The organism is Streptomyces sp. Y20 (assembly GCF_043195475.1).
Classification (GTDB): Bacteria; Actinomycetota; Actinomycetes; order Streptomycetales; family Streptomycetaceae; genus Streptomyces.
Genome location: NZ_JBIDDP010000003.1, coordinates 432,378 through 458,293 on the forward strand (window position 1 = coordinate 432,378; position 25,916 = coordinate 458,293).

Sequence of the window (25,916 nt, forward strand, 5' to 3'; positions counted from 1 at the left end):
GTGCCGAACGGTGCGGGGCTGTCGGCCCGCGCCACGACGGCGTACCGGCGCGGGCCGAAGAAGGGAGCCGGTTCAGAGGCGCCGGCGGGTTCTTTCACCCGCCGGTGTCGTCGCCGTTCCCAGTCTGTGGCGGAAGTTGACCGATAACGTTCGGCGCCATGGGCTGCCTTCTCCGGGTGCGGGGCCGTTGGCCTGTCCGGACGGTGTGTGACGGATCGGATACCGGGTTCGGATCCTGCCATCTGATACCGCCTCCGAGGAGGCTCCGGTCTCCACTCCAGCCCTTCCGCCCAGGTCAGCCGTATAAGGTGAGTTTTCCGGTCCGGACGTCCTGGGGTGGGGGGAAGTAAGGGGTGGGACCTTGAGTTCCGACTCAGGGGCACGCACAGCCTTCGCCGAACGCCTCGCGCTGCTGTACCGGGAGGCCGGCAACCCTCCCCTCAAGAGCGTCGCCGAGGCCGTCGTACGGCTCAGGCGGATCGACGAACGCGGCCGTCCCGTACGGGTGTCGGCGCAGCGGATCAGTGACTGGCGCCGGGCCAGGAACGTACCGGCCCAGTTCGCCGCCCTGGCGGCGGTCCTCCAGATCCTGATCCCGGAGGCGCGGCGACTGCGCCCCACACCCGTCTCCACGGGCCTGTACGACCTCGCGCACTGGCAGCGGCTGTGGGAACGCGCGCTCGCCGGCCCGGTCGGTGACGGTCCCGCGCCCGAGACCGAGAAGAACCGGCGGCCGCCGGCCCAGGACCCGCCCGTGGCCGGAGTCGTGTGCCCGTACCGGGGACTGGCCCCCTACCGGCAGGAGGACGCCCGGTGGTTCTTCGGCCGGGAGCGCAGTACACGCGCGCTCGTGGACCAGTTGCGCGCCGCCGAACGGGAGGGCGGGCTGGTGATGCTGGTCGGCGCCTCGGGAGCCGGCAAATCGTCCCTGCTGAACGCCGGCCTGGTGCCCGCGGTCCGCGCCGGGGCCCTCGGGACGGGCGGGACGCGTGACGGCGGGACCCCGGTGGCCGACGCAACCGCCACCGCTGCGGGGACCGTGTCCCCGGCCGCTCCCCGGACCACTCCGGCCACCGCTTCCCGGACGGCTTCCGCCACCGCTTCCGAAAAGCCCCCTTCGGCCGCCGCCACAACCGCCACCGCCGTCACGAAGCCGCCCACCGCCCTCGCCGCCGCCACCGCGTCCGGCACCGGGCCGCCCGCCGCGGACGCCGAACCGGCCGGTGCCGTCCTCCAGATCGTCCCGGGCACCGACCCGCTGGGGGAGCTGGTCCGCCGGATCCCCGACCTCGCCCCCGTCGCCGCCGACGCGCGGCGGGCCGAGCAGGAGGCGACGGAGGACCCGGGGGCGCCCGGTTCCGACGCCCCGCACCTCACCCGGGCCGTCCGCGCGGCGGTCACGGCCTGGGCGCGCCGCGAGACACCCGGGGACATCCGGCCGGTCGTCATCGTGGACCAGTTCGAGGAGGCGTTCACCCTCTGCCCCGACGAGGCGGAGCGGCGCACCTTCATCCAGCTCCTGCACGCGGCCTGCACCCCGGGCACCGGCTCCGACGAGCCGGCGCCCGTTCGCGTCGTCCTGGGCATCCGCGCCGACTTCTACGAGCAGTGCCTCGGCTACCCGGAACTCGCCGAGGCGCTCCAGCACCGCCACATGGTGCTCAGCCCCCTGACCAGCGCCGAGCTGCGCGACGCGGTCACCGGTCCGGCCCGGGCCGTCGGTCTGGAGCTGGAGCCGGGGCTCGCCGAGCTGATCGTGCGCGAGGTGAGCGCGGACGGCCCGCGCGGGGCACACGACGCGGGCGTACTGCCCCTGCTGTCGCACGCCCTGCTGGCCACCTGGCAGCGCCGCAAGGCCGGACGGCTGACGCTGGCCGGTTACCGCGCGGCGGGCGGCATCCAGGGCGCGGTGGCCGGGACCGCCGAGCGCGCCTGGTCCGGCCTGGACCCCGCGGCCCGTACCGCCGCCCGGCTGCTCCTGCTGCGCCTGGTCCGCCTCGGCGAGGACACCCAGGCCACCCGCCGGCGCGGCACCCGGCGGCAGCTGGCGGAGGAGTCCGCGGACCCCGGCAAGACGGAGGAGTCCCTGGAGGCCCTGGTCCAGGCCCGGCTCGTGACGCTGGACGCGGAAACCGTGGAGATCACCCACGAGGCGCTGCTGCACGCCTGGCCCCGGCTGCGGCACTGGATCGACGAGGGCCGCGGCGACCACCTGGTGCGCCAGCGGCTGGAGGAGGACGGCCGGGCCTGGGAGAGCACGGGCCGGGACAGCTCGCTGCTGTACCGGGGGACCCGGCTGGAGAAGACCCGCAACTGGGCCCGGGCGACGGGGGACACCAGTCTGACCCGCAGCGCGGTGGAATTCCTGGCCGCGTCGGTGCGGCTGCACCGGCGCACGGTGTGGCTGAGCCGGGCCGCGGTGGCGGCGCTGGTGGTGCTGGCCCTGCTCGCGGCCGGTTCCGCGGTGATCGCCTGGAAGCAGCGCGACGACGCCGTGTTCGAGCAGGTGCTCGCCGAGGCCGACCGGGTCCAGCACACGGACCCGTCCCTGGCCGCCCAGCTCGACCTGGTCGCCCACCAGTTGCGCCCCGGTGACGAGGGCACGTACAGCCGCCTGCTCTCGATCGTGAACGCGCCCCTTGCCACCCCCCTGACCGGCCATACCGGCGCCGTCTACCTCACCTCCTTCAGCCCCGACGGCCACACCCTGGCCACCGCCAGCTACGACCGCACGGTCCGGCTGTGGAACGTGGCCGACCCGCACCGCCCGGTCCCGCTCGGCAAGCCCCTCACCGGGCACACCAGCTGGGTGAGCAGCGCCGTCTTCAGCCCGGACGGGCACACCCTGGCCAGCGCGGGCGACGACGGCACGATCCGGCTGTGGAACGTGACCGACCCCGCCCACCCGGTGCCGCTCGGCAAGCCGATCGCCGGGCACGAGGGCACCATCTACCTGGTCGCCTTCGGCCCGGACGGGCACACGCTGGCCTCGGCCGGCGAGGACCGCACCGTACGGCTGTGGAACCTGGCCGACCCGCACCGGCCCACCCCGCTGGCCACGCTGCGCGGCCACAGCGCCGCGGTGCGCTGTGTGACGTTCAGCCGGGACGGGCGGACGCTCGCGACGGGCGGCGACGACGACACGGTCCGGCTGTGGGACCTGACCACCGCGCGCCGGCCCGAACCGGCCGGGGTACTGCGGGGACACACAGGCCTGGTGCACACGGTGGCCTTCAGCCCCGACGGCCACACCCTGGCCAGCGGCAGCGCGGACGACACGGTCCGGTTGTGGAACGTCACCGACCCGGGCCACGCGGCGGCGGCCGGGCCGCCGCTGACCGGTCACACCGGGCCGATCTGGTCCGTCGCGTTCAGCCCCGACGGCGGCCGGCTGGCCGCCGCGAGCGCCGACAGCACGGCGAGCCTGTGGAACGTCAGCGATCCGGCGTCACCGTCCCAGGTCGGCGAGCCGCTCGCGGGCAGCAGCGGTGAGATGTACGCCCTGGGGTTCAGCCCCGACGGACGGACCCTGGCCACCGGCAGCGGGGACGGAAAGGTGCGCCTGTGGTCCGTGCCCACCTCCGACATGATCGGCCGGAGCGGTGCGTTCCGGCCGGACGGCCGGGTCCTGGCCACGGCCGCCCGGGACGGTCGGCTGCGGCTGTGGAACGTGGCGCGGCCCGGCCGGCCCGTCCCGCTCGGCGAGCCGTTCATGCGGGCGGACGGCGGTCAGCGGTCCCCCGTCTTCTCCCCCGACGGCCGCACCCTCGCCGTCCTCACCGGTGACGAGGCGGTGTACCTGTGGAACGTCACCGACCCCGCCCATCCGGCCGCGGCCGGCCCGCCGCTGCGCCTGCGGACCCGCTTCATGGGCCCCGACGCGCTCGCCTACAGCCCGGACGGCCACACCCTGGCCACCGCCTACGACGACCGCACCATCCGGCTGTGGAACGTCACCGACCCCGCGCGCGCGGTACCCCTCGGCAAGCCGCTCACCGGTCACCGGGGCTTCATCAACACCCTGGTCTTCGCGCCCGACGGCCACACCCTGGCCAGCGGCAGCGCCGACAGCACGATCCGGCTGTGGAACGTCACCGACGCCGGCCGGCCCGTACCGCTGGGCACCCCGCTCACCGAGCACTCCGGGCCCGTCAACGCCCTCGCCTACAGCCCGGACGGCCACACCCTGGCCAGCGGCAGCGACGACGACACCGTGCGCCTGTGGAACGTCACCGACCCGGCCGCGGCCAGCGCCCGTGGCGCCCGCCTCACCGGCCACACCGAGGCGGTCACATCGCTGACCTTCGGCCCGGACGGCCACATCCTGGCCAGCGGCGGCAACGACAACACGGTCCGGCTGTGGAACGTCTCCGACCCCGCCTCGGCGACCCCGATCGGCCAGTCGATGAGCCCCAACGCCAAGACGGGCAACTTCCTGTCCTTCAGCCCCGCGACCCGGGTCCTCGGCGTCTCCAGCGGCGCCGACACGGTCCGCCTGTGGAGCCTGGACGCCGACGCCGCGATCCGGCACATCTGCGCGGTCACCCGGAACGTCCTGACCGAACACAAATGGCACGAGTACCTCTCGCGCCTCTCCTACGACCCCCCGTGTGGTCGATGATCGGCCAACGTGCCGGGATTCCCCCGGACTTGCCCCCACGGAACCGACAACCTTGTTACCCTTGGCCATAGCCCGATCGCTGGTGCATCCCCCGTCGCCAGCGGTCGGGCGTTCGCGTCCCGGCCCCCGCGCCCCCGCGCCCCCGGCCGGACCACCCGACCGGCCATCACCGGGCCCACGAACCGATAACCCCCGACCATGACCGGTCGGGGGTTTTCACATGCGCTTCAGTTCACGTGCGGCCGACCGTCGCGGACCCATGTCACCGCGGTCAAAACCGCCGTGACGTACCAAGAGACGACTGGTCACGATCGAGACCACATGCGGCGCGCTATCAGAAGGTGTGGCCGAACCTGCCCAGCCCACCACGCACCCCAGCTCCCCACGCACGCCCCTACGGACCCGCGCGGAGCACGGCGGCATGATCGGCCCTGTGGGTTCCTCCCGGACCGTCGACCGCCTGGCGAAGTGCGCCGGCGTCCGCCGCATCACGGTCCGGGAAAGTCAAAGACCCCCAGCCGATATCGACTGGGGGTCTTTTCGCATGTGGGGCTAACAGGATTTGAACCTGTGGCCTCATCCTTATCAGGGATGCGCTCTAACCAACTGAGCTATAGCCCCGCCGCGCTCTGCGGTGTATGTCCCGCGCGCTGACTCCTGAAGATTAGCGCACGACCGCGCCAGTCCCAAAATCGGTTGCCGGGGGCCGTGGGGCCGGACGGCCTCGGGCGGTTACTCGTCCTCCGCCAGGGTCAGCTCGATGCCGCCCACGAAGCCCGCGGACAGGTTGTAGATGAACGCGCCGAGCGTCGCGAGCGCGGTGGCCAGGACCACGTCGATGACCGCGATGACCATCGTGAACATCAGGACGTGGGGGAGGGACAGGAACGCCTGGAGGTCGAAGCCGTTCGCCTCGTTGGAGCCGGTCGCCTCCGAGATCGTGCCACCGACCGTCGAGAACACGCCCATCGCGTCCATGACCATCCACAGCACCGCCGAGGCGACCACCGTGCAGATGCCGAGCGCGATGGAGAGCAGGAAGCTGACCTTCATCACCGACCACGGATCGGCCTTGGCCACGCGCAGCCGTGCCTTGCGGGTGCGCGGTGCCGTCGTCCGCACGCCGGTGCGCGGCTTGCGCGTCGCACCGGCGGGGGTCTGCGCCGGATACGCCTGCGGCGGGTGGTAGGGCCCGCCGGTCTGCTCCGGATGCCGCTCGCCGGGAAGCGGCGACGCCGGCTGTGCCTCACCGGCCCGGGCCGGGCCTCGGGTGTCCGTCACGGTTCCCCCCTGGGGCTCCTGCTCCGATGTGTGCGCGCCGGACGCCTCCGGCGCGGAAGCCTTCACCGGCTTCAGGTTCGTCGTGTGCGGGTCGTTCTCAGCCCCCGCACGCGCGGCGGAGCCACGGCCGCCGCCGTCCGTTTCCGTACCCGTGGAGGTACCGGCCGACCCGGCGCCCGTGGCTCCGCTCACGATGACTCTCTCCTCGTGCTACTCGGCCGAGGGCGCCTCGCCCTCGTCCGTGCCGGTCGTCGCGGCACCTTCGGCGGTCTCGTCCACGGCCACGTCGCCGTCGACTTCCTCCGCCTCGCGTCCCGCCTCGGCGTTACGTGCGATACCGACCACGGCATCGCGCTTGCCCAGGTTGATCAGTTGGACGCCCATGGTGTCACGGCCCGTCTCCCTGATCTCGTTGACTCGCGTACGAATCACACCGCCGGAGAGGGTGATGGCGAGGATCTCGTCGTGCTCCTCGACAATCAGCGCGCCGACGAGCGACCCACGGTCCTCCACGATCTTGGCGGCCTTGATGCCGAGGCCGCCGCGTCCCTGGACGCGGTACTCGTCGACGGCGGTCCGCTTCGCGTACCCACCGTCGGTGGCAGTGAACACGAACGTACCGGCTCGCACCACATTCATCGAGAGAAGCTCGTCGCCCTCCCGGAAACTCATCCCCTTGACACCGGAGGTGGCGCGGCCCATCGGGCGCAGGGAATCGTCCGAGGCGGTGAACCGGATCGACTGCGCCTTCCTGCTGACCAGCAGGAGATCGTCGTCGGCGGAGACGAGTTCGGCACCGATCAGTTCGTCGTCGCTACCGTCCTCGCGCTCCCGCAGGTTGATCGCGATGACACCACCGGAGCGCGGCGAGTCGTAATCCTTCAGCGACGTCTTCTTCACCAGCCCGGACTTGGTCGCCAGCACCAGGTACGGCGCCGCCTCGTAGTCCCGGATCGCGAGGATCTCGGCGATCGCCTCGTCGGGCTGGAAGGCGAGCAGGTTCGCCACGTGCTGCCCGCGCGCGTCCCGGCCGGCCTCCGGCAGTTCGTACGCCTTCGCCCGGTAGACCCGGCCCTTGTTGGTGAAGAACAGCAGCCAGTGGTGGGTCGTGGAGACGAAGAAGTGGTCGACGATGTCGTCCTCCTTCAGCTTCGTCCCGCGCACGCCCTTGCCGCCGCGCTTCTGCGCCCGGTAGTCGTCCGTCTTCGTCCGCTTGACGTAGCCGCCGCGCGAGACGGTGACGACGATGTCCTCCTCGGCGATCAGGTCCTCGATGGACATGTCACCCTCGTACGGGATCAGCTTGGTCTGCCGGTCGTCGCCGTACTTCTCGACGATCGCGGCCAGCTCCTGGCTGACGATCCCGCGCTGGCGGACCGGCGAGGCGAGGATCTCGTTGTACTCGCTGATCTTCGCCTGGAGCTCGTCGTGCTCCTGGACGATCTTCTGGCGCTCCAGGGCGGCCAGCCGGCGCAGCTGCATCTCGAGGATGGCGTTGGCCTGGATCTCGTCGATCTCCAGGAGGCCCATCAGGCCGGTGCGCGCCACGTCGACGGTGTCACTGCGCCGGATCAGCGCGATCACCTCGTCGATGGCGTCCAGGGCCTTCAGCAGACCGCGCAGGATGTGCGCCCGCTCCTCGGCCTTGCGCAGCCGGAAGCGGGTCCGGCGGACGATGACCTCGATCTGGTGCGTCACCCAGTGGCGGATGAACGCGTCCAGGGACAGCGTGCGCGGCACGCCGTCGACCAGCGCCAGCATGTTGGCGCCGAAGTTGGACTGCAGGTCCGTGTGCTTGTAGAGGTTGTTCAGGACGACCTTGGCGACCGCGTCCCGCTTGAGCACGATGACCAGGCGCTGTCCGGTCCGGGACGACGTCTCGTCGCGGACGTCCGCGATGCCGCCGATCTTGCCGTCCTTGACCAGGTCGGCGATCTTCTGCGCCAGATTGTCCGGGTTCGTCTGGTACGGCAGCTCGGTGACCACCAGGCACTGGCGGCCCTGGATCTCCTCGACCTCGACCACCGCGCGCATCGTGATGGAGCCGCGACCGGTGCGGTACGCCTCCTCGATCCCCTTGCGGCCGACGACGAGCGCGCCGGTCGGGAAGTCCGGGCCCTTGATGCGCTCCATGAGCGCGTCCAGCAGCTCCTCGTGCGAGGCCTCGGGGTTCTCCAGGTACCACTGGGCGCCGGCCGCCACCTCGCGCAGGTTGTGCGGCGGGATGTTGGTCGCCATGCCGACCGCGATGCCGGCCGAGCCGTTGATCAGCAGGTTCGGGAAGCGGGCCGGCAGGACGGTCGGCTCCTTGGAGCGGCCGTCGTAGTTGTCCGTGAAGTCGACGGTCTCCTCGTCGATGTCGCGGACCATCTCCATCGACAGCGGCGCCAGTTTGCACTCGGTGTAGCGCATCGCCGCCGCCGGGTCGTTGCCCGGGGAGCCGAAGTTGCCGTTGGAGTCCACCAGCGGCATCCGCATCGACCACGGCTGGGCGAGGCGCACCAGGGCGTCGTAGATCGAGGAGTCGCCGTGCGGGTGGTAGTTGCCCATGACGTCGCCGACGACGCGGGCGCACTTGTAGAAGCCGCGCTCGGGGCGGTAACCGCCGTCGTACATCGCGTACAGCACGCGGCGGTGGACGGGCTTGAGGCCGTCGCGGACGTCGGGCAGCGCGCGGGACACGATGACGGACATCGCGTAGTCGAGGTACGAGCGCTGCATCTCCGTCTCGAGCCCGACGGGCTCGACACGCATCGCGACTTCGCCCTCTTCAGGGGTGACGGGGGTGTTCTCGTCGGCCATTGCTGGTGAAGATCCTTCCAGGTGCGGTCAGCTGAGACCGACTCAGATGTCGAGGAAGCGGACGTCCTTGGCGTTGCGCTGGATGAACGCGCGGCGGGCCTCTACGTCCTCGCCCATCAGGACCGAGAACAGGTCGTCGGCCTGGGCGGCGTCGTCGAGGGTGACCTGGCCGAGGACCCGGTGCTCCTGGTCCATGGTGGTCACGCGCAGTTCCTCGGCGTTCATCTCGCCGAGACCCTTGAAGCGCTGGATCGAGTCCTCGCGGATGCGCTTGCCGCGCTGCCGGCCCATCTCGATCAGGGCGTCGCGCTCGCGGTCGGAGTACGCGTACTCGATGTCGTCCCGGCCCCACTTGATCTTGTACAGCGGGGGACGGGAGAGGTACACGTGCCCGGCCTCGACCAGCGGCCGCATGAAGCGGAACAGGAAGGTGAGCAGCAGGGTGCTGATGTGCTGGCCGTCGACGTCGGCGTCCGCCATCAGGATGATCTTGTGATAGCGGAGCTTCTCGATGTCGAAGTCCTCGTGCACACCCGTGCCGAAGGCCGAGATCAGCGCCTGGATCTCCTGGTTCTGGAGGATCTTGTCGATCCTGGCCTTCTCGACGTTCAGGATCTTGCCGCGGATCGGGAGGATCGCCTGGTACTGCGGGTTGCGGCCGGACTTGGCCGAGCCGCCGGCGGAGTCACCCTCGACGATGAAGATCTCGCACTTGGTCGGGTCGTTGGACTGGCAGTCCGACAGCTTGCCCGGCAGGGACGCCGACTCCAGCAGGCCCTTGCGGCGGGTCAGGTCGCGGGCCTTGCGGGCCGCCACGCGCGCGGTGGCCGCCTGGATGCCCTTGCGGATGATGTCCGCGGCCTCGACCGGGTTGCGGTCCAGCCAGTCGTTGAGGTGTTCGTAGACCGCCCTCTGCACGAAGGTCTTGGCCTCCGTGTTGCCCAGCTTCGTCTTCGTCTGGCCCTCGAACTGCGGCTCGCTCAGCTTGACCGAGATGATCGCGGTCAGACCCTCACGGATGTCGTCGCCGGTGAGGTTGTCGTCCTTCTCGCGCAGCAGCTTCTTGTCCCGCGCGTACTTGTTGATCAGCGAGGTCAGCGCGGCCCGGAAACCCTCTTCGTGGGTACCGCCCTCGTGGGTGTGGATGATGTTCGCGAAGGAGTACACGCCCTCGCTGTAACCGCTGTTCCACTGCATGGCGACCTCGAGGGACAGGCTCTTGTCCCTGTCCTCGGCCTCCAGGTCGATGATCGTGGGGTGGACCGCCTCCCCCTTGCGGGAGTTGAGGTACTTCACGAAGTCGACGATGCCGCCCTCGTAGTGGTACGTGACGGTCTTGACCTCGGCCTTCTCGTCCGCACCGGCCTCGTCCGCACCCGTGACGGCCTTCGCCGACTCGCGCTCGTCGGTGAGCCGGATCGTCAGGCCCTTGTTGAGGAACGCCATCTCCTGGAAACGCCGGGACAGCGTCTCGAAGGAGTACTCGGTCGTCTCGAAGATGTCCGCGTCCGCCCAGAACGTGACCGACGTGCCGGTCTCCTCCGTCGCCTCGTGCTGGACGAGCGGGGCCGTCGGGACGCCCATCTTGTATTCCTGCGTCCAGCGGTGGCCGTCGGTCTTGACCTCGACGGAGACCTTGGACGACAGGGCGTTCACCACGGAGACACCGACGCCGTGCAGACCACCGGAGACCGCGTAGCCACCTCCGCCGAACTTGCCGCCCGCGTGCAGCACGGTCAGCACGACCTCGAGGGCCGGCTTGCCCTCGGAGGGCACGATGCCCACCGGGATGCCGCGGCCGTTGTCGATGACACGCACACCGCCGTCGGCGAGGACGGTCACGTCGATGGTGTCCGCGTAACCGGCCAGCGCCTCGTCGACCGAGTTGTCGACGACCTCGTACACCAGGTGGTGCAGACCGCGCTCGCCCGTGGAGCCGATGTACATGCCGGGCCGCTTGCGGACCGCGTCCAGCCCTTCGAGCACGGTGATGGCGCTGGCGTCGTAGGAGGCCGAGATGGGGGCCTCGCCGCTCGCGGGGACCTGGGGGGCCTCGCGGTTCACGCCGGCGTCGGTGGACGGGATGTTCTCGTTGGGGTTGCCGGAATCGGCCACGAAGCGCCCTTTCTGGCACAGCACGAGCCGGGCTCGTCGGCAGGTTGCCGGAGCGGCTGCGGCATGTTGCGTTGGTAAGCCTTGATCAGCGTTGCTCAGCTTTTCCCGGGCGGTCCCCACGTGGGGGCGGGATTGTCTTCCAGTCTACCGGTAGCGCTGACATCGATGGGGGTTTGCCGGTACCTGAGCCCCCATGTGCCGCCCTCAACCGGTCTCCGCCGGGTCCCGATATACGGATGGGGGCTCCAAGGGGCTCACGGCGGCACTCAGCGCTTTGAGCCGTCAACCCTTGGCTACTCCCGGGTCAGATGGCGATCCACACCTGTGTACGGGGGTGATCCGGGCCTGCGCCCGGGGGTACGACGGGGCCGCGCGCGCGGCCCGCACGTGAGGTACGTCACCTCGGCGTCGACGGGGCTCCGGAAGTACTTCTCCCGGGTGCCGGGCGTATCCACAGGGGGTGTGTACCGGTCTCCGGCCGCGCCCCCGGCGGGCCGGTGCCGGCCGGCCTGGGCGGTCTCCGGAGCCCCGACGCATGTCATCCGTGTCCACGGAGGGCGCGAGCGGGCGTGCGGCTGCGCTGCGCCCCCGCCCGGGTGGCCACCCGCGCCGCGTCCGCAGAGGCCTGTGCGCCGTCCCGCCCATGCCCCTACGACGGCTACGACGTCCCTGCCGCCGGCTCAGCCGTAGGTGTCGCCGGGGCCCGTGCTGCCCGGCGCCCGCAGAGGGCCGTAGCGGCGGGCGGGGCCGCCCGGGCCCTGCACCTTGATCAGCCGGACCGCGCCCTGCCCGAGGTCCTTGTTGAGCCGGGCCACCAGCTCCGGTGCGAGCAGCCGCAGCTGCGTCGCCCAGGCCGTCGAGTCGCACTGCACCGTCAGCACCCGCTCGTCCTCGTCGTACCGCTGCGGCACACAGTGTTTGGCCAGGTCCTGGCCGACGATCTCCGGCCAGCGGCCCATCACCCCGCCCACCGCGGCGGGTGTCTCCCAGCCCCGCTCGGTGATCAGCCGGTTGATCGCCGCGCCGAGCGCCAGCGGGTCACGGCCGTCGGCCCGCGCGCCGGAGCGCAGGCCACCGCCCCGCCGGGCCTGCTTCTTCTGCCGTGCCGCGTCCCCACGCGCGCGTGCCTGCTCCTTCGCCGCGCGCAACGCCACGCGGGCGAGGTCGACGCCGGACGGCTCGTTCCTCCCCGGGGCCTTCTCCGGGCTTCCCGGGTTCTTCCCCGGGTTTTTCGGGGCCGGGCCGTCGGGGCTCATACGCGCTCCACCGTCCCGTCGGCCACCGTGTACCGGGCGCCGGCCAGCACGTGCGGCACGTCGTCGTCCACGGCGGCGGTGACCAGCACCTGCTCACCGGGGGCGACCAGTTCCGCCAGCCGTTCCCGGCGGCGGGCGTCCAGCTCCGCGAAGACGTCGTCCAGGATGAGCACCGGCTCGTTGCCCTCGGCGCGCAACAGGTCGTACGAGGCCAGCCGCAGCGCCAGGGCGTACGACCACGACTCGCCGTGCGAGGCGTACCCCTTCGCCGGCAGCTGCCCCAGCTTGAGAACCAGGTCGTCCCGGTGCGGGCCCACCAGCGTGACCCCCCGCTCGATCTCCTGTTTGCGCGCCTGCGCGAGGGCCGCCGTCAGCTGGGCGTACAGCTCCTCGCGCCCGTGCGCCTCGCCCGGCGCCGACGGCTTGTACTCCAGCGCCACCGGGCCGCCGCCCGGAGCCAGCTGCTCGTACGCCTTGTCGGCCAGCGGCTGCAGCGCGGCGACGAGATCCATCCGCTGCGCGAGCAGCTCCGCGCCCACGCGCGCGAGGTGCTGGTCCCACACGTCCAGGGTGGACAGGTCCATCGACCGTCCACCGTGCCGGCGCGCGAGCGCCGCCGACTTCAGCAGGGTGTTCCGCTGCTTGAGCACCCGCTCGTAGTCGGAGCGCACGCCCGCCATCCGCGGGGACCGCGCGGTGATCAGCTCGTCGAGGAACCGCCGCCGCTCCCCGGGATCCCCCTTCACCAGCGCCAGATCCTCGGGCGCGAACAGCACGGTGCGGACGATCCCCAGCACGTCCCGCGGTCTGACCTGCGAAGAGCGGTTGATGCGGGCGCGGTTGGCGCGGCCCGGGTTCAGCTCCAGCTCGATCAGCTGCTGCCGCTCGCCCTGCCGGACCTGCGCCCGGACGACCGCCCGCTCGGCGCCCATCCGGACCAGGGGCGCGTCGGAGGCCACCCGGTGGCTGCCCAGCGTGGCCAGGTACCCGACCGCTTCCACCAGGTTGGTCTTGCCCTGCCCGTTGGGGCCGACGAAGGCGGTGACGCCCGGGTCGAGCGGGACCTCGGCCCGGGCGTAGGAACGGAAGTCGGCCAGCGAAAGATGCGTGACGTGCATGGTCGTTCCGCCGACCTCCCTGCTTCTGTGGCGCTACTTCTTCTCTACGGCATGGCCGCCGAACTGGTTGCGCAGCGCGGCGATCATCTTCATCTGCGGCGAGTCGTCCTGCCGGGAGGCGAACCGCGCGAACAGCGAGGCGGTGATCGCGGGCAGCGGCACCGCGTTGTCGATCGCGGCCTCCACGGTCCAGCGTCCCTCACCGGAGTCCTGTGCGTAACCGCGCAGGCCTTCCAGGTGCTCGTCGTCGTCCAGGGCGTTGACCGCGAGGTCCAGCAGCCAGGAGCGGATGACGGTGCCCTCCTGCCAGGAGCGGAAGACCTCGCGGACGTTCTCCACGGAGTCGACCTTCTCCAGCAGCTCCCAGCCCTCGGCGTAGGCCTGCATCATCGCGTACTCGATGCCGTTGTGGACCATCTTCGCGAAGTGGCCCGCGCCGACCCGGCCAGCGTGCACCGCGCCGAAGTCACCCTCCGGCTTGAGCGCGTCGAAGACGGGCTGCACCTTGGCGACGTTCTCGGCGTCGCCGCCGTACATCAGCGCGTACCCGTTCTCCAGGCCCCAGACGCCGCCGGAGACGCCGCAGTCGACGAAGCCTATGCCCTTGGCCGCCAGCTCCGCGGCGTGCTTCTCGTCGTCCGTCCAGCGGGAGTTGCCACCGTCCACGACCACGTCACCGGGCTCCAGCAGCTCGGCGAGCTGGTCGATGGTCGACTGCGTGGGCTCGCCGGCCGGGACCATCACCCAGACGACGCGCGGGCCGCTGAGCTTGCCCACGAGTTCTTCCAGGCTGTGGACGTCCGCGAGGTCGGCGTTGCGGTCGTATCCGAGGACGGTGTGGCCCGCGCGGCGGATCCGCTCACGCATGTTGCCGCCCATCTTGCCGAGGCCGACGAGACCGAGCTCCATCAGTTGTGTTCCTTAGGTCGCTGTGTGGCGTGACAGGCACCGGAGTGCCGAGCCGAGCCTAAACCCGCCCGGTCACGCACAGCTGTGGGCATACGTGCTCATCCGTCGCCCCTCACCTGCGGATTCCTTCCACAGGCCGGGACGGTTTCCCACCGGCCTGTGGACGATCACCGGCCGCTCAGCCGCTGAGGCGCACCGGCATGATCAGGTACTTGTACGCGTCGTCGGCCTCCGCGTCCACCGACGGCCTCCCGCTGAGCAGCGCCGGCTTCGTGGACGTCGTGAACGCCAGCTGGGCGACCGGGGAGTCGATCGCGCTCAGGCCGTCCAGCAGGAACGTCGGGTTGAAGGCGATCGAGATGTCGTCGCCCTCCAGCTGGGCGTCGACCCTTTCCACAGCCTGTGCGTCGTCGCTGGACCCGGCCTCGAGGATCAGCACACCCTGCTCGAAGCTCAGCCGCACCGGGGTGTTCCGCTCGGCGACCAGCGCCACGCGCTTGACGGCCTCCACGAAGGGGGCGGTCTCGATCACGGCGACGGAGTTGAACTCGGTCGGGAACAGCGTCCGGTACTTCGGCAGGTCGCCCTCGAGGAGCCGCGTGGTCGTACGCCGGCCCGCGCCCTCGAAACCGATCAGGCCCTCACCGGCACCCGAGCCGGACAGCGCCAGCGTGACGCTGTCACCGGCACCGAGCGACTTGGCGGTGTCCAGCAGCGTCTTGGCGGGGACCAGGGCGACCGCGGAGGCGTCCGGGTTCTCCGGCTTCCACAGGAACTCGCGGACCGCGAAGCGGTAGCGGTCGGTGGAGGCCAGGGTGACCGTGTCGCCCTCGATCTCGATGCGGACACCGGTGAGCACCGGAAGCGTGTCGTCGCGGCCGGCGGCGATGGCCACCTGGGACACGGCGGCGGCGAAGACCTCGCCGGGGACGGTGCCGGTCGCGTTCGGCATCTGAGGCAGCGCCGGGTACTCCTCCACCGGAAGGGTGTGGAGGGTGAACCGGGAGGAGCCGCAGACCACGGTCGCCCGTACACCGTCTGTGGAAATCTCCACCGGCCGGTTGGGCAGGGCCCGGGAGATGTCGGCCAGCAGGCGGCCGGAGACGAGGACGGTGCCCTCCTCCTCGACCTCCGCGTCGACGTTCACCCGGGCGGAGACCTCGTAGTCGAAACCCGACAGGCTCAGCTGGCCGTCCTCGGCCTTCAGCAGAAGGCCGGCGAGGACAGGCGCCGGCGGACGGGCCGGGAGGCTGCGGGCCGCCCAGGCCACTGCCTCCGCGAGTACGTCGCGTTCCACCCGGATCTTCACCGTAAGCCGCCTCCTGCTGTTGCTACTGAGTCCTCCGACTCGGTGCCACCGCCCACTGCGACGGGCGGAGCACCGGGGACCAGTCTGACGCACGGCACTGACAGTAGGTGCCCGTCGGGGTCAAGTCGGTCCGGGGGGCAGCCGGGCTCGAGACGGCGAGTTGTGCACAGGCCCCGCTTCGAAGCGGTTTCCCAGCTATCTCTAGTCGGGAGTAGTAGTAGGGCCTGTGGATACCGTGGATAACCCCGTTTTCCCAGCTCAGAGCACGAATTTTATCCACCGGGCCTGTGGGTGGAGCCGGTGGACAACCGGGCCTGTCTGTGGAGAACAAAAAGTTCTGCACACAGCGCCCACAGGGTGGGGGCAGTTCTCCCCAGCTGTGTCCCCAGGAATACCCGGGTTTCCCACACCCCAATCCGGCAGCATCGTGTGACGCCTTTCACTCGACGTGGTGACCGGGGCCATCGGGTTGCCGAACAGTGGACAACCATGTGGAGAAGCGGCTGATCACTGGGGACAACCACCCTCGACCTGTGGGTTGCCCGTGGACAACCTCGTCCACAGGTCGAGGCCCCTGAAGTTATCCACAGGCTGTGGAGATTCTTTGTCCACGAATCCACAGGCCTCTGAGCTGGGCGGAGGCCGCAGGGCCAGCCTCCCTGTGGACGCAGTTTGGGACAACTCCGCAGTCCCCAGGGTGTGGACGGAAGAAAGTCACCGAATCTGTGGAGAGTGGCCGTAACCCGGCAAGTATTCGAACACCGGATGACACGGGAGGAACGGCCCACCGGGCTGTCCGCGGCTCGCGGAGCCCTGGAACACCGGCCGTCGGCCCCCGACGAGCGGCCTCCTGACGCCGAAGCGCGCACCTTGAGCGGGCGAAGCGAGCGGGCCGAGCGGGCGGGCCGTCGGCCGCCGGGCGTGCCGGCTTGAACGGTGCGGAGCGGCGGGGGCACACCTATCGGAACGGTCCGGAGCGGGCGAGGACGGGCCCTGCTGGAACGGCTCGGAGCGGCGAGGACGGGCCCCGCCGCGACGGCTCGGAGCGGCGAGGACGGGCCCTGCCGCGACGGCTCGGAGCGTCAGACACGCCCTGCTGCTACGGCTCCGCAGCGGGACCCCGCCGGGACGGCTCCCCCTGGGACGGCTCCCGGGAAACGCCGGAGGGCGCCCCGGGACAGCTCCCGGGGCGCCCTCGGTGCCGGTTCGGCGTGCGACCTGCCCGCCTCTGGCCGCCTCAGCCGTTCTTGATGCGGTTCGTCAGCTCGGTGACCTGGTTGTAGATCGAGCGCCGCTCGGCCATCAGCGCGCGGATCTTGCGGTCGGCGTGCATGACGGTCGTGTGGTCGCGGCCGCCGAACTGCGCGCCGATCTTCGGCAGCGACAGGTCCGTCAGCTCGCGGCACAGGTACATGGCGATCTGCCGGGCCGTGACCAGCTGGCGGCCCCGCGAGCTGCCGCACAGGTCCTCGACCGTCAGCCCGAAGTAGTCCGCGGTCGCCGCCATGATGGCCGGCGCGGTGATCTCCGGCGTCGAATCCTCGCCACCGGGGATCAGATCCTTCAGGACGATCTCGGTCAGGCCCAGGTCCACCGGCTGCCGGTTGAGCGAGGCGAACGCCGTCACCCGGATCAGCGCACCCTCCAGCTCACGGATGTTCCGCGAGATCCGGGAGGCGATGAACTCCAGCACCTCCGGCGGCGCGTTCAGCTGCTCCTGGACCGCCTTCTTGCGCAGGATCGCGATCCGCGTCTCCAGCTCGGGCGGCTGGACGTCGGTGATCAGACCCCACTCGAAACGGTTCCGCAGCCGGTCCTCCAGCGTCACCAGCTGCTTGGGCGGCCGGTCGCTCGACAGCACGATCTGCTTGTTGGCGTTGTGGAGCGTGTTGAACGTGTGGAAGAACTCCTCCTGCGTCGACTCCTTGTCCGCCAGGAACTGGATGTCGTCGACGAGCAGGATGTCCATCTCGCGGTACCGCTTGCGGAAGCTGTCACCCTTGCCGTCGCGGATCGAGTTGATGAACTCGTTGGTGAACTCCTCCGAGCTCACGTACCGCACGCGCGTGCCCGGATAGAGGCTGCGCGCGTAGTGCCCGATCGCGTGCAGCAGGTGCGTCTTGCCGAGCCCCGACTCCCCGTAGATGAACAGGGGGTTGTACGCCTTCGCCGGCGCCTCGGCGACCGCGACCGCCGCCGCGTGCGCGAACCGGTTCGACGCGCCGATGACGAACGTGTCGAACAGGTATTTGGGGTTCAGTCGCGCGGTCGGCTCCCCGGGCCCGCTTCCCTTCGCCGGCTGCCCGGCGGGCGGGCCGGACATGTCCGGGCGGCCGTGGCCGCCACGGTGCGCCGACGGGTCGGGCAGCTCACGGCGGACCGGGTCGCGCTGGTCGTACTCGGTCCGGGAGGAGTCGTACTCGCTCCGGCCGGAGTCGTAGTCCGGGCGGGACGGCTCGTAGGGCGCGCGCGGGGCGTCGTAGTCACCGCGCTGCTGCCCGTACGACGGCCGGTCCCTGCCCTGCGGCCGGTAGTCCTGCGACGGCGAGCCGTACGAGTCCGCCCCGGAGCCGTAACCGTCCTGGGACGACGGCGACGCGTACGGATCGCGGTCGGGGAAGCCGAGCCGCGGCTGCTGCCAGCCGTAGTCGTCCTGCCCGGGGCGCGGCCAGGCGCCGGGCTCGGGGCGCTGGTACTCCGACGGGTAGGCCGGGCGGGCGGTCGGGAGCTGGTCCGGGCGGCCCTGCGGGGACTGCTCGCCACCCGGCTCGGTGCCCGGCATCTGGTCGGGCCCGCGGTGGCGGCCGTAGCCCTCGTACGGCCCCGAGGGCAGTTCCTGCTCCTCGTAACGCGACGCGGGCGCCTGCTGCGCGGGGGGCGCCGGCGGTTCGCCCGCCGAGTCGTCCACAGTGATCGCGATCCGGATGGGCCGGCCGCACTCGCGGCTCAGCGTCTCGCTGACGACCGGCGCCAGACGGCCCTCCAGTACGCCCTTCGCGAATTCGTTCGGTACGGCGAGCAACGCGGTGTCGGCGACCAGCGCCAGCGGCTGGCAGCGCCGGATCCAGTGCTCGTCCTTCACCTCGACGCCCTGACCGCGGCCCTCCCCCAGGAGCTGCTCCAGTACGCGTGGCCACACTGCGGCAAGATCGGCAGGTACGTCAGCCACAGGGCACGCTCTCTCACAGGTCCCACGAACGTGTGGTCCGGGGGACGGATAGGGATCTGAATCGGGTGGTGAGTGGGACAAGGGAACGAATCGGAGTCCAGCCACGGTAGTCAGCGCGGCGGGTAGGGTTCAAGTTGTTGTCCCCAGCCTGTGGACAGTGTCTCTCGGCTGGCCCCGGTTTGACCGGACGGCCCGGCCGCGCGTACCGTAACCAGGTCGAGTTGTCGATGGCTGCTGCCGCCTGCCTCCGATGGGCACAGATCACCTGGGTGATCGGGAAGCGGTGCACTCGGGCGTGAAGCGAGCTACTCGTGGGCGCACGGTGACAGCCAGGACGGCACCCCGCCACTACCGATTTCTTCTGGAGCCCCCGAGTGAGCAAGCGCACCTTCCAGCCGAACAACCGTCGTCGCGCGAAGACCCACGGCTTCCGGCTGCGTATGCGCACCCGTGCCGGCCGCGCGATCCTCGCGTCCCGCCGCAGCAAGGGTCGCGCCCAACTGTCCGCCTGATCCCGGTCAGGTCATGACATCGTGCTGCCCACCGAGAACCGGCTGAGGCGGCGCGAGGACTTCGCGACCGCGGTACGACGAGGGCGCCGGGCAGGCCGCCCAACCCTCGTCGTCCACCTTCGTAGCGGTGCCACGGACCCGCACGCGCCTGGGGAGAGCGCTCCCCCGACGCGTGCGGGTTTCGTCGTGAGCAAGGCCGTGGGTGGTGCGGTCGTGCGCAACAAAGTGAAGCGCAGACTGCGTCATCTGATGCGTGACCGAGTCACCCTGTTCCCCCCCGGTAGCCTGGTAGTCGTACGAGCGCTGCCCGGAGCGGGTGACGCAGACCACGCACAGCTGGCCCGAGACCTGGACGCCGCCCTGGAGCGGCTGCTGGGAGGGGGCGCGCGATGAAGTACCCGCTGCTGGCTCTGATCAAGCTGTACCAGTGGACGATCAGTCCACTGCTGGGGCCGGTGTGCAAGTACTACCCGTCGTGCTCCCACTACGGCTATACGGCCATCGACCGGCACGGTGCGGTCAAGGGAACGGCACTCACCGCCTGGCGCATCCTCCGGTGCAATCCGTGGTCGCTCGGCGGTGTGGACCATGTCCCTCCGCGTAAGCGCCCGCGGTGGCACGAAAGGCTGCGCAACGCCTGGCGCGCACGCAAGGGCGGGCCCTCCGCCGCACCGGCCATCGAAGCGAAGCCCGAGAAGCCTGCTTCCGAGCTTCCCCCGAGCCCGGCCGCAGAGACCTCGTCCCATGCCCAAGGAGCATGATTAGTGGACACGATTGCCAGCCTCTTCAGCTTCATCACGACACCCGTCTCATGGGTCATCGTCCAGTTCCACACGGTGTACGGCGCCATCTTCGGCCCCGACACCGGGTGGGCCTGGGGCCTGTCCATCGTGTCCCTCGTGATCCTGATCCGCATCTGCCTGATCCCGCTCTTCGTGAAGCAGATCAAGTCGACGCGCGCGATGCAGACGCTCCAGCCGGAGATGAAGAAGATCCAGGAGCGCTACAAGAACGACAAGCAGCGCCAGTCCGAAGAGATGATGAAGCTGTACAAGGAGACGGGTACCAACCCGCTCTCCTCGTGCCTTCCCATCCTGGCGCAGTCCCCGTTCTTCTTCGCCCTGTACCACGTGCTCAGCGGCATCGCCTCGCACAAGAAGATCGGCGTCATCGACGAGCAGCTGCTCAACAGCGCCCGTCAGGCGCACATCTTCGGTGCCCCGCTCGCCGCCAAGTTCATGGACAGCGCGAGCACGGTCGAGGCGCTGGGCGCCACGCTGACCGACGTCCGGGTCGTGACCGCGGTCATGATCGTGATGATGTCGTTCTCGCAGTTCTACACGCAGCGTCAGCTGATGACGAAGAACGTCGACACCACGGTGAAGACGCCGTTCATGCAGCAGCAGAAGATGCTGATGTACGTCTTCCCGGTCATGTTCGCCGTCTTCGGCATCAACTTCCCGGTCGGTGTCCTCGTCTACTGGCTGACCACCAACGTGTGGACCATGGGCCAGCAGATGTACGTCATCCGCAACAACCCGACGCCGGGCTCCAAGGCGCAGGCCGCCTACCTGGAGCGCCTGACCAAGCACGTCACCGAGCACGGCAAGATCCGCCGGCGCGGTGAGAAGGCCATCGTCAAGGCGATCGTCGCCAAGGGCCGCGACCGCAACGAGTTCGAGCGCAAGTTCGTCAACGCGCTGAACAAGGCCGGTCTCGCCGCCCAGGCCGACGGCACCGTGGTGCGGAGCACGGCCCAGGCCGCGGCGCAGACCGAGGACGGCGTGACCACCACCGCGGCCGTGACCGACACCGCCGCCCGGCGCCAGCAGCCCAAGCGGCAGAGCAAGTCCCAGCGTCAGGCCGGCGCACCCAGGCAGCCGGGTGACGACTCGCCGTCGCTGGAGAAGGCCGACGAGCCGCAGGGTGTCAAGTCCGCCGCTGCCAAGCAGCCCCAGAAGCCCGGCTCCGGCACCCGCAGCAAGGCCCAGTCCGGCCAGCGCAAGGGTGGCCCGCAGCGGCCCAAGTCCCCGTCCAAGAAGTAAGAAGGAGCCCATCCCGTGACGGAAGGCACCACCTCCGCCGCTGCCGAGGGTGCAGACACCCTCTCCCGCTTGGAGCAGGAGGGTGAGATCGCGGCGGACTACCTCGAGGGTCTGCTGGACATCGCCGACCTCGACGGCGACATCGACATGGACGTCGAGGCCGACCGCGCCGCCGTGTCGATCATCGGCGACACCGGCAGCCGCGACCTGGAGAAGCTGGTCGGCCGGGACGGCGAGGTGCTGGAGGCGCTTCAGGAGCTGACGCGCCTGGCGGTGCTCCGGGAGACCGGTGACCGCAGCCGGCTGATGCTGGACATCGCGGGGTACCGGGCCAGGAAGCGGGCCGAGCTGTCCGAGCTGGGCGCCAAGGCCGTCGCCGAGGTCAAAAGCAGCGGCGAGCCCGTGAAGCTCGCGCCGATGAGCCCGTTCGAGCGCAAGGTCGTGCATGACGCGGTCAAGGCCGCCGGACTGCGCAGCGAGTCCGAGGGCGAGGAGCCGCAGCGGTTCGTCGTCGTACTGCCCGCCTGATCGGACCCTCGCGTTTCACCGGCCCCGTCTGTTGAGCAGGCGGGGCCGAATATTTGTCAGCCTGGTAGTTCTGGTGGGCCGGTGCGTGAAGCGCCGGCGCTGTACGGAAGGACGGTCCCCGTGACGGAGGCAGCGGAGCTTCCCCCCGCGCCCGCGCAGGCGCGGGAAGTGTTTGGTGATCGCTTCGCGGATGCGGTGCGGTACGCGGAGTTGCTCGCCGAGGCGGGCGTGCAGCGTGGCCTCATCGGCCCGCGGGAGGTGCCCCGCCTGTGGGAGCGGCACCTGCTCAACTGTGCGGTGCTGTCCGAGGCTGTCCCGGAGGGCGTGACGGTCTGCGACGTCGGCTCGGGTGCCGGCCTGCCGGGTATCCCGCTGGCCCTGGTCCGCGACGACCTGAACATCACTCTGCTGGAGCCGCTGCTGCGGCGCACCAACTTCCTCAGCGAGGTCGTCGAGCTGCTCGGCCTGGATCACGTCACCGTGGTGCGCGGCCGTGCCGAGGAGGTGATGGGCAAGCTGCCTCCGGTACACGTGGTGACCGCTCGTGCCGTGGCTCCGCTGGACCGCCTGGCCACCTGGGGCATTCCGCTGCTGCGTCCGTACGGCGAGATGCTCGCGCTGAAGGGCGACACGGCCGAGGAGGAGCTGAAGGCGGCGGCCTCCGCCCTCAGCAAGCTCGGCGCGGTCGAGACATCCATCCTGCAGGTGGGCGAGGGCGTGGTGGATCCCCTGTCCACCGTGGTGCGGGTCGAGGTCGGGGAGAGCCCTGGCGGTGTGCGCTTCGCGGCCAAGCGCGCGAAGGCGGCCCGCACCGGTCGTGTCCGTCGCCGTCGCTGATCCGTCCTGACGACGAGGCGTACTCCACACAAGCTGCCCCTCCGCGATGCTCCGGAGTGTCGCGGAGTTTCGGTCGCAGGCGCTGTGCATCGTGTTTCACGTGAAACGTCGCTCATTGCTGCACGGCATCATCGGTCGCGGTCGCGCCGCGGCCGAGCCCCGCGACCGGAAGTCCCTCGGCTCGCTCGGACAGGAGCCCCCCTCCACGGGCGCCCCGCCCCTCTCCCGGGGCACGGAGTTGTCCACAGAGGTGGATTTCTCCACAGAACACCAGGCCTCACTGGTTCATGACCCCGACGGCATGGGAGGCTCTGTTCATTGCGAGCCTGATGTCGAGGAGAGTGAATCCGTGCGGTCCGACGCCAACATCGCGGGACCGATGACCGATCCGGTCCCCGGTCCCCGCACCGAGTCGATGGGGGCGGAAGTTTCACGTGAAACACCGCCCCCGATGGACGACACTCCCATCGGTCGAGCGGCCCAACTGGCGGTGGAGGCCCTCGGCCGTGCCGGGGAAGGCCTGCCACGACCGGAGCAGACCCGACTGATCGTGGTCGCCAATCAGAAGGGTGGCGTGGGCAAGACGACGACGACCGTCAATCTTGCCGCCTCGTTGGCTCTGCATGGCAGCCGAGTCCTGGTGGTCGACCTCGACCCGCAGGGCAACGCCTCCACGGCTCTGGGGATCGACCACCACGCCGAGGTCCCCTCCATCTACGACGTGTTGGTGGAGAGCAGACCCCTCGCAGAGGTCGTCCAGCCCGTCGTCGATGTCGAGGGCCTTTTCTGTGCCCCCGCCACCATCGATCTCGCCGGTGCGGAGATCGAGTTGGTGTCCTTGGTGGCCCGGGAGAGCCGGCTCCAGCGGGCGATCCAGGCGTACGAGCAGCCGTTGGACTACATCCTCATCGACTGCCCTCCCTCCCTCGGCCTGCTGACGGTCAACGCGCTGGTCGCGGGCCAGGAGGTCCTCATCCCGATCCAGTGCGAGTACTACGCGCTGGAGGGCCTGGGTCAACTGCTGCGCAACGTCGACCTGGTGCGGGGGCACCTCAACCCCACGCTGCACGTGTCGACCATTCTGCTCACCATGTACGACGGCCGGACGCGTCTCGCTTCCCAGGTCGCCGAAGAGGTGCGCACCCACTTCGGCGACGAGGTACTGCGGACGAGCATTCCCCGCTCCGTCCGTATCTCCGAGGCGCCGAGTTACGGGCAGACGGTGCTGACTTACGATCCAGGATCGAGCGGCGCCCTCTCCTACCTTGAGGCCGCCCGAGAAATCGCGCTGAGGGGCATCGGTGTCGGCTACGACGCCGGTCACGCCCACATCGGCGCCCAGAACGACCCGAGCATGGTGGAGGGCATCCAGTGAGCGAGCGACGGAGGGGACTGGGTCGTGGACTCGGCGCGTTGATCCCCGCTGCCCCGACCGAGAAGACCCCGACGCCGGCGGCGATGGGCGGTGGAGCATCGACCTCTCCCACCGCCGTCCCGGTGCTGACGACCGACCGGGGGGTGGCCGCGGCGAAGGTGGCCACTCTCCCGCCTGTCGTGCACGAGACCGAGGTGGTCCCGGCGAGCCCAGCCGTGGAGGTGCCCGAGGCTCCGATGGGCGCCCACTTCGCCGAGATCCCGCTGGACGACATCACGCCGAACCCACGCCAGCCGCGTGAGATCTTCGACGAGGACGCGCTCCAGGAGCTGGTCACCTCCATCAGGGAGGTCGGTCTCCTCCAGCCCGTCGTCGTGCGCCAGCTGGGACCGGCCCGCTACGAGCTGATCATGGGCGAGCGCCGTTGGCGCGCCTGCCGCCAGGCCGGCTTGGCGGCCATCCCGGCCATCGTCCGGGCCACGGAGGACGAGAAGCTCCTCCTGGACGCGCTGCTGGAGAACCTGCACCGCGCGCAGCTGAACCCGATCGAAGAGGCCGCTGCCTACGACCAGCTGCTGAGGGACTTCAACTGCACGCATGATCAGCTGGCGGACCGGATCGGACGCTCCCGACCGCAGGTCTCCAACACCCTGCGTCTGCTGAAGTTGTCGCCGACCGTGCAGAAGCGGGTGGCCGCCGGGGTGCTCTCGGCTGGTCATGCCCGGGCGCTGCTGGCCGTGGAGGACTCCGAGGAGCAGGACCGGCTGGCGCACCGGATCGTGGCCGAGGGCCTGTCCGTGCGGTCCGTGGAAGAGATCGTCACGCTGATGGGGTCGCGGTCTCAGAAGGCCTCGCGCTCCCGGGGCCCCCGGGCCGGTTCGGTGCCCTCTCCGGCGCTCAGCGAGCTGGCCACCCGGCTGTCGGACCGCTTCGAGACGCGGGTGAAGGTCGAACTGGGGCAGAAGAAGGGCAAGATCACCGTCGAGTTCGCTTCTCCGGACGACCTCGAGCGGATCCTCAGCACGTTCGCCCCGGGCGAGAAGCTGGCCCTCCAGAAGAGTCTTCAGGAAGACGTCGGCGAGGACACGCAGGACTGACCCTCGGGCGGACCCGCCGCGTTGTGCAGAGGAGCGGGCCGTGTCCGGTGTGTGCCGGAACACGGTCCGCTCTTTGCTTTGAGGCGGTATCGAGTGAATCGCATCGTGGATACGATGCGAACAGGTATGGCGCATCCACCGGACAGCATCTGCATCTCTGAGCGGGAGTCGGGGCCATGCGATCGATGAGCCGCACCGGACTGGTGAGCGCGGGCCTCGGCCTCGGCGCGGTCGGCGGATTCGTCGGCAGCCTGCTCAGGGAGCGGAGCGCTCTGACAGCCGCACAGGATGCGGCGAGCGAAGGAAGCGAGGATCACCCTTTATGGGGCGTCGGCTCGTGCCGCTCACGCTGGACAACCTTCAGGACCTTCCCCAGCGCTGTCGCTCATGCGTCTTCTGGGAACTGGACCCCGTCAGCGGCGAAGCGGCGGTGACAGCGGGGACCTCCGCAACGGAGAAAGAGGCCTGGATCTCAGCCGTCCTGCTGGACTGGGGATCGTGCGGCCGGGTGGCCTACGTGGACGATGTGCCGGCGGGCTTCGTGCTCTATGCCCCGCCGGCCTATGTACCGCGCTCCGCGGCCTTTCCCACGAGCCCGGTCTCACCGGACGCGGTTCAGCTGATAACGGCCTTCATCCTGCCCGGTTACCAGGGGCAGGGACTGGGCCGGATGCTGGTGCAGGCGGTCGCCAAGGATCTGCTGCGCCGGGGCTTCAAGGCGATCGAGGCGTTCGGTGACGCTCGTTGGAAGGAGCCCGCCTGCCTGCTGCCCGCCGATCATCTGCTGGCCGTGGGCTTCAAGACGGTGCGTCAGCATCCCGCACATCCCCGGCTGCGGCTGGAACTGCGGTCCACGGTCTCCTGGAAAGAAGACGTGGAGATGGCACTCGACCGTCTTCTGGGAGCGGTCCAGAAGGAACCCGCACTGAGGCCGCTCTAGCG

Annotated in this window: 18 protein-coding genes, 1 tRNA gene and 1 pseudogene; 10 read left to right on the forward strand and 10 right to left on the reverse strand. The window is 70.3% G+C overall.

Features of this window, described 5'->3' with window-relative positions; translation table 11 throughout:
• Nucleotides 1-361: 361 nt before the first annotated feature.
• Nucleotides 362-4,621 (forward strand): hypothetical protein, encoded by a 4,260-nt coding sequence (locus ACGFT1_RS10290; RefSeq protein ID WP_373908578.1) that lies wholly within the window; start codon nucleotides 362-364, stop codon nucleotides 4,619-4,621.
• Nucleotides 4,622-4,848: 227 nt separating this feature from the next.
• Here the strand turns inward: ACGFT1_RS10290 and ACGFT1_RS10295 are convergent.
• From ACGFT1_RS10295 to dnaA, 10 genes and pseudogenes are all read right to left on the reverse strand, one after another.
• Nucleotides 4,849-4,911: pseudogene (locus ACGFT1_RS10295) on the reverse strand (SCO3870 family protein); the annotation flags it as partial.
• A 257-nt stretch (nucleotides 4,912-5,168) separates the two neighbouring features.
• Nucleotides 5,169-5,242, reverse strand: a tRNA-Ile gene (locus tag ACGFT1_RS10300).
• 111 nt (nucleotides 5,243-5,353) lie between these two features.
• Nucleotides 5,354-6,094, reverse strand: a complete 741-nt coding sequence (locus ACGFT1_RS10305; protein WP_373908579.1) for a DUF3566 domain-containing protein — start codon at nucleotides 6,092-6,094, stop codon at nucleotides 5,354-5,356.
• A gap of 18 nt (nucleotides 6,095-6,112) precedes the next feature.
• The gene (gyrA, locus tag ACGFT1_RS10310; RefSeq protein ID WP_373908580.1) at nucleotides 6,113-8,704 is read right to left on the reverse strand and encodes a DNA gyrase subunit A; all 2,592 of its coding nucleotides are present in this window, start codon (nucleotides 8,702-8,704) and stop codon (nucleotides 6,113-6,115) included.
• Nucleotides 8,705-8,746: 42 nt separating this feature from the next.
• Nucleotides 8,747-10,843 (reverse strand): DNA topoisomerase (ATP-hydrolyzing) subunit B, encoded by a 2,097-nt coding sequence (gene gyrB / locus ACGFT1_RS10315; RefSeq protein ID WP_373908581.1) that lies wholly within the window; start codon nucleotides 10,841-10,843, stop codon nucleotides 8,747-8,749.
• Between the two features lie 656 nt (nucleotides 10,844-11,499).
• On the reverse strand, nucleotides 11,500-12,075 hold the full coding sequence (locus ACGFT1_RS10320) for a DUF721 domain-containing protein (RefSeq protein WP_373908582.1): 576 nt from the start codon (nucleotides 12,073-12,075) through the stop codon (nucleotides 11,500-11,502).
• The gene (gene recF, locus ACGFT1_RS10325; protein WP_373908583.1) at nucleotides 12,072-13,193 is read right to left on the reverse strand and encodes a DNA replication/repair protein RecF; all 1,122 of its coding nucleotides are present in this window, start codon (nucleotides 13,191-13,193) and stop codon (nucleotides 12,072-12,074) included. The genes ACGFT1_RS10320 and recF overlap by 4 nt, the downstream gene beginning before the upstream one ends.
• 33 nt (nucleotides 13,194-13,226) lie before the next feature.
• Nucleotides 13,227-14,102 carry a phosphogluconate dehydrogenase (NAD(+)-dependent, decarboxylating) gene (gene gnd, locus ACGFT1_RS10330; RefSeq protein WP_373908584.1) on the reverse strand — a complete coding sequence of 292 codons (876 nt, stop codon included), beginning with the start codon at nucleotides 14,100-14,102 and terminating at the stop codon, nucleotides 13,227-13,229.
• Nucleotides 14,103-14,280: 178 nt separating this feature from the next.
• Nucleotides 14,281-15,411 carry a DNA polymerase III subunit beta gene (gene dnaN, locus ACGFT1_RS10335; protein ID WP_361989627.1) on the reverse strand — a complete coding sequence of 377 codons (1,131 nt, stop codon included), beginning with the start codon at nucleotides 15,409-15,411 and terminating at the stop codon, nucleotides 14,281-14,283.
• Between the two features lie 1,237 nt (nucleotides 15,412-16,648).
• Nucleotides 16,649-18,580, reverse strand: coding sequence for a chromosomal replication initiator protein DnaA (dnaA, locus tag ACGFT1_RS10340; RefSeq protein ID WP_373908585.1), 1,932 nt, complete (start codon nucleotides 18,578-18,580; stop codon nucleotides 16,649-16,651).
• Between the two features lie 374 nt (nucleotides 18,581-18,954).
• Here dnaA and rpmH point away from each other — a divergent pair, with 374 nt between their 5' ends.
• From rpmH to ACGFT1_RS10385, 9 genes are all read left to right on the forward strand, one after another.
• On the forward strand, nucleotides 18,955-19,092 hold the full coding sequence (rpmH, locus tag ACGFT1_RS10345) for a 50S ribosomal protein L34 (protein ID WP_356819078.1): 138 nt from the start codon (nucleotides 18,955-18,957) through the stop codon (nucleotides 19,090-19,092).
• A gap of 21 nt (nucleotides 19,093-19,113) precedes the next feature.
• Complete coding sequence (rnpA, locus tag ACGFT1_RS10350; RefSeq protein WP_356819080.1) at nucleotides 19,114-19,485, forward strand: ribonuclease P protein component; 372 nt, start codon at nucleotides 19,114-19,116, stop codon at nucleotides 19,483-19,485.
• Complete coding sequence (gene yidD, locus ACGFT1_RS10355) at nucleotides 19,482-19,853, forward strand: membrane protein insertion efficiency factor YidD (protein WP_356819082.1); 372 nt, start codon at nucleotides 19,482-19,484, stop codon at nucleotides 19,851-19,853. The genes rnpA and yidD overlap by 4 nt, the downstream gene beginning before the upstream one ends.
• A 3-nt stretch (nucleotides 19,854-19,856) precedes the next feature.
• Nucleotides 19,857-21,137 carry a membrane protein insertase YidC gene (yidC, locus tag ACGFT1_RS10360; RefSeq protein WP_373908586.1) on the forward strand — a complete coding sequence of 427 codons (1,281 nt, stop codon included), beginning with the start codon at nucleotides 19,857-19,859 and terminating at the stop codon, nucleotides 21,135-21,137.
• A gap of 15 nt (nucleotides 21,138-21,152) precedes the next feature.
• On the forward strand, nucleotides 21,153-21,665 hold the full coding sequence (locus ACGFT1_RS10365; RefSeq protein WP_373908587.1) for a protein jag: 513 nt from the start codon (nucleotides 21,153-21,155) through the stop codon (nucleotides 21,663-21,665).
• 120 nt (nucleotides 21,666-21,785) lie between these two features.
• Nucleotides 21,786-22,502 carry a 16S rRNA (guanine(527)-N(7))-methyltransferase RsmG gene (gene rsmG, locus ACGFT1_RS10370; RefSeq protein ID WP_373908588.1) on the forward strand — a complete coding sequence of 239 codons (717 nt, stop codon included), beginning with the start codon at nucleotides 21,786-21,788 and terminating at the stop codon, nucleotides 22,500-22,502.
• A gap of 301 nt (nucleotides 22,503-22,803) precedes the next feature.
• Entirely contained in the window at nucleotides 22,804-23,877 is a 1,074-nt protein-coding gene (locus ACGFT1_RS10375; protein WP_373908589.1) for a ParA family protein, read from the forward strand.
• The gene (locus ACGFT1_RS10380; protein WP_373908590.1) at nucleotides 23,874-24,974 is read left to right on the forward strand and encodes a ParB/RepB/Spo0J family partition protein; all 1,101 of its coding nucleotides are present in this window, start codon (nucleotides 23,874-23,876) and stop codon (nucleotides 24,972-24,974) included. Before ACGFT1_RS10375 ends, ACGFT1_RS10380 begins: the two co-directional genes overlap by 4 nt.
• Nucleotides 24,975-25,296: 322 nt before the next feature.
• Nucleotides 25,297-25,914 carry an N-acetyltransferase family protein gene (locus ACGFT1_RS10385; RefSeq protein WP_373908591.1) on the forward strand — a complete coding sequence of 206 codons (618 nt, stop codon included), beginning with the start codon at nucleotides 25,297-25,299 and terminating at the stop codon, nucleotides 25,912-25,914.
• The last annotated feature ends 2 nt before the right edge of the window (nucleotides 25,915-25,916 follow it).

Excerpts from the sequence above, each read along its gene's own strand:
- gyrA (WP_373908580.1), bottom strand. The coding sequence starts at position 8,704 with ATGGCCGACGAGAACACCCCCGTCACCCCTGAAGAGGGCGAAGTCGCG.
- ACGFT1_RS10320 (WP_373908582.1), bottom strand. The coding sequence starts at position 12,075 with ATGAGCCCCGACGGCCCGGCCCCGAAAAACCCGGGGAAGAACCCGGGA.
- recF (WP_373908583.1), bottom strand. The coding sequence starts at position 13,193 with ATGCACGTCACGCATCTTTCGCTGGCCGACTTCCGTTCCTACGCCCGG.
- gnd (WP_373908584.1), bottom strand. The coding sequence starts at position 14,102 with ATGGAGCTCGGTCTCGTCGGCCTCGGCAAGATGGGCGGCAACATGCGT.
- yidD (WP_356819082.1), top strand. The coding sequence starts at position 19,482 with ATGAAGTACCCGCTGCTGGCTCTGATCAAGCTGTACCAGTGGACGATC.
- ACGFT1_RS10375 (WP_373908589.1), top strand. The coding sequence starts at position 22,804 with ATGGGAGGCTCTGTTCATTGCGAGCCTGATGTCGAGGAGAGTGAATCC.
- ACGFT1_RS10385 (WP_373908591.1), top strand. The coding sequence starts at position 25,297 with ATGGGGCGTCGGCTCGTGCCGCTCACGCTGGACAACCTTCAGGACCTT.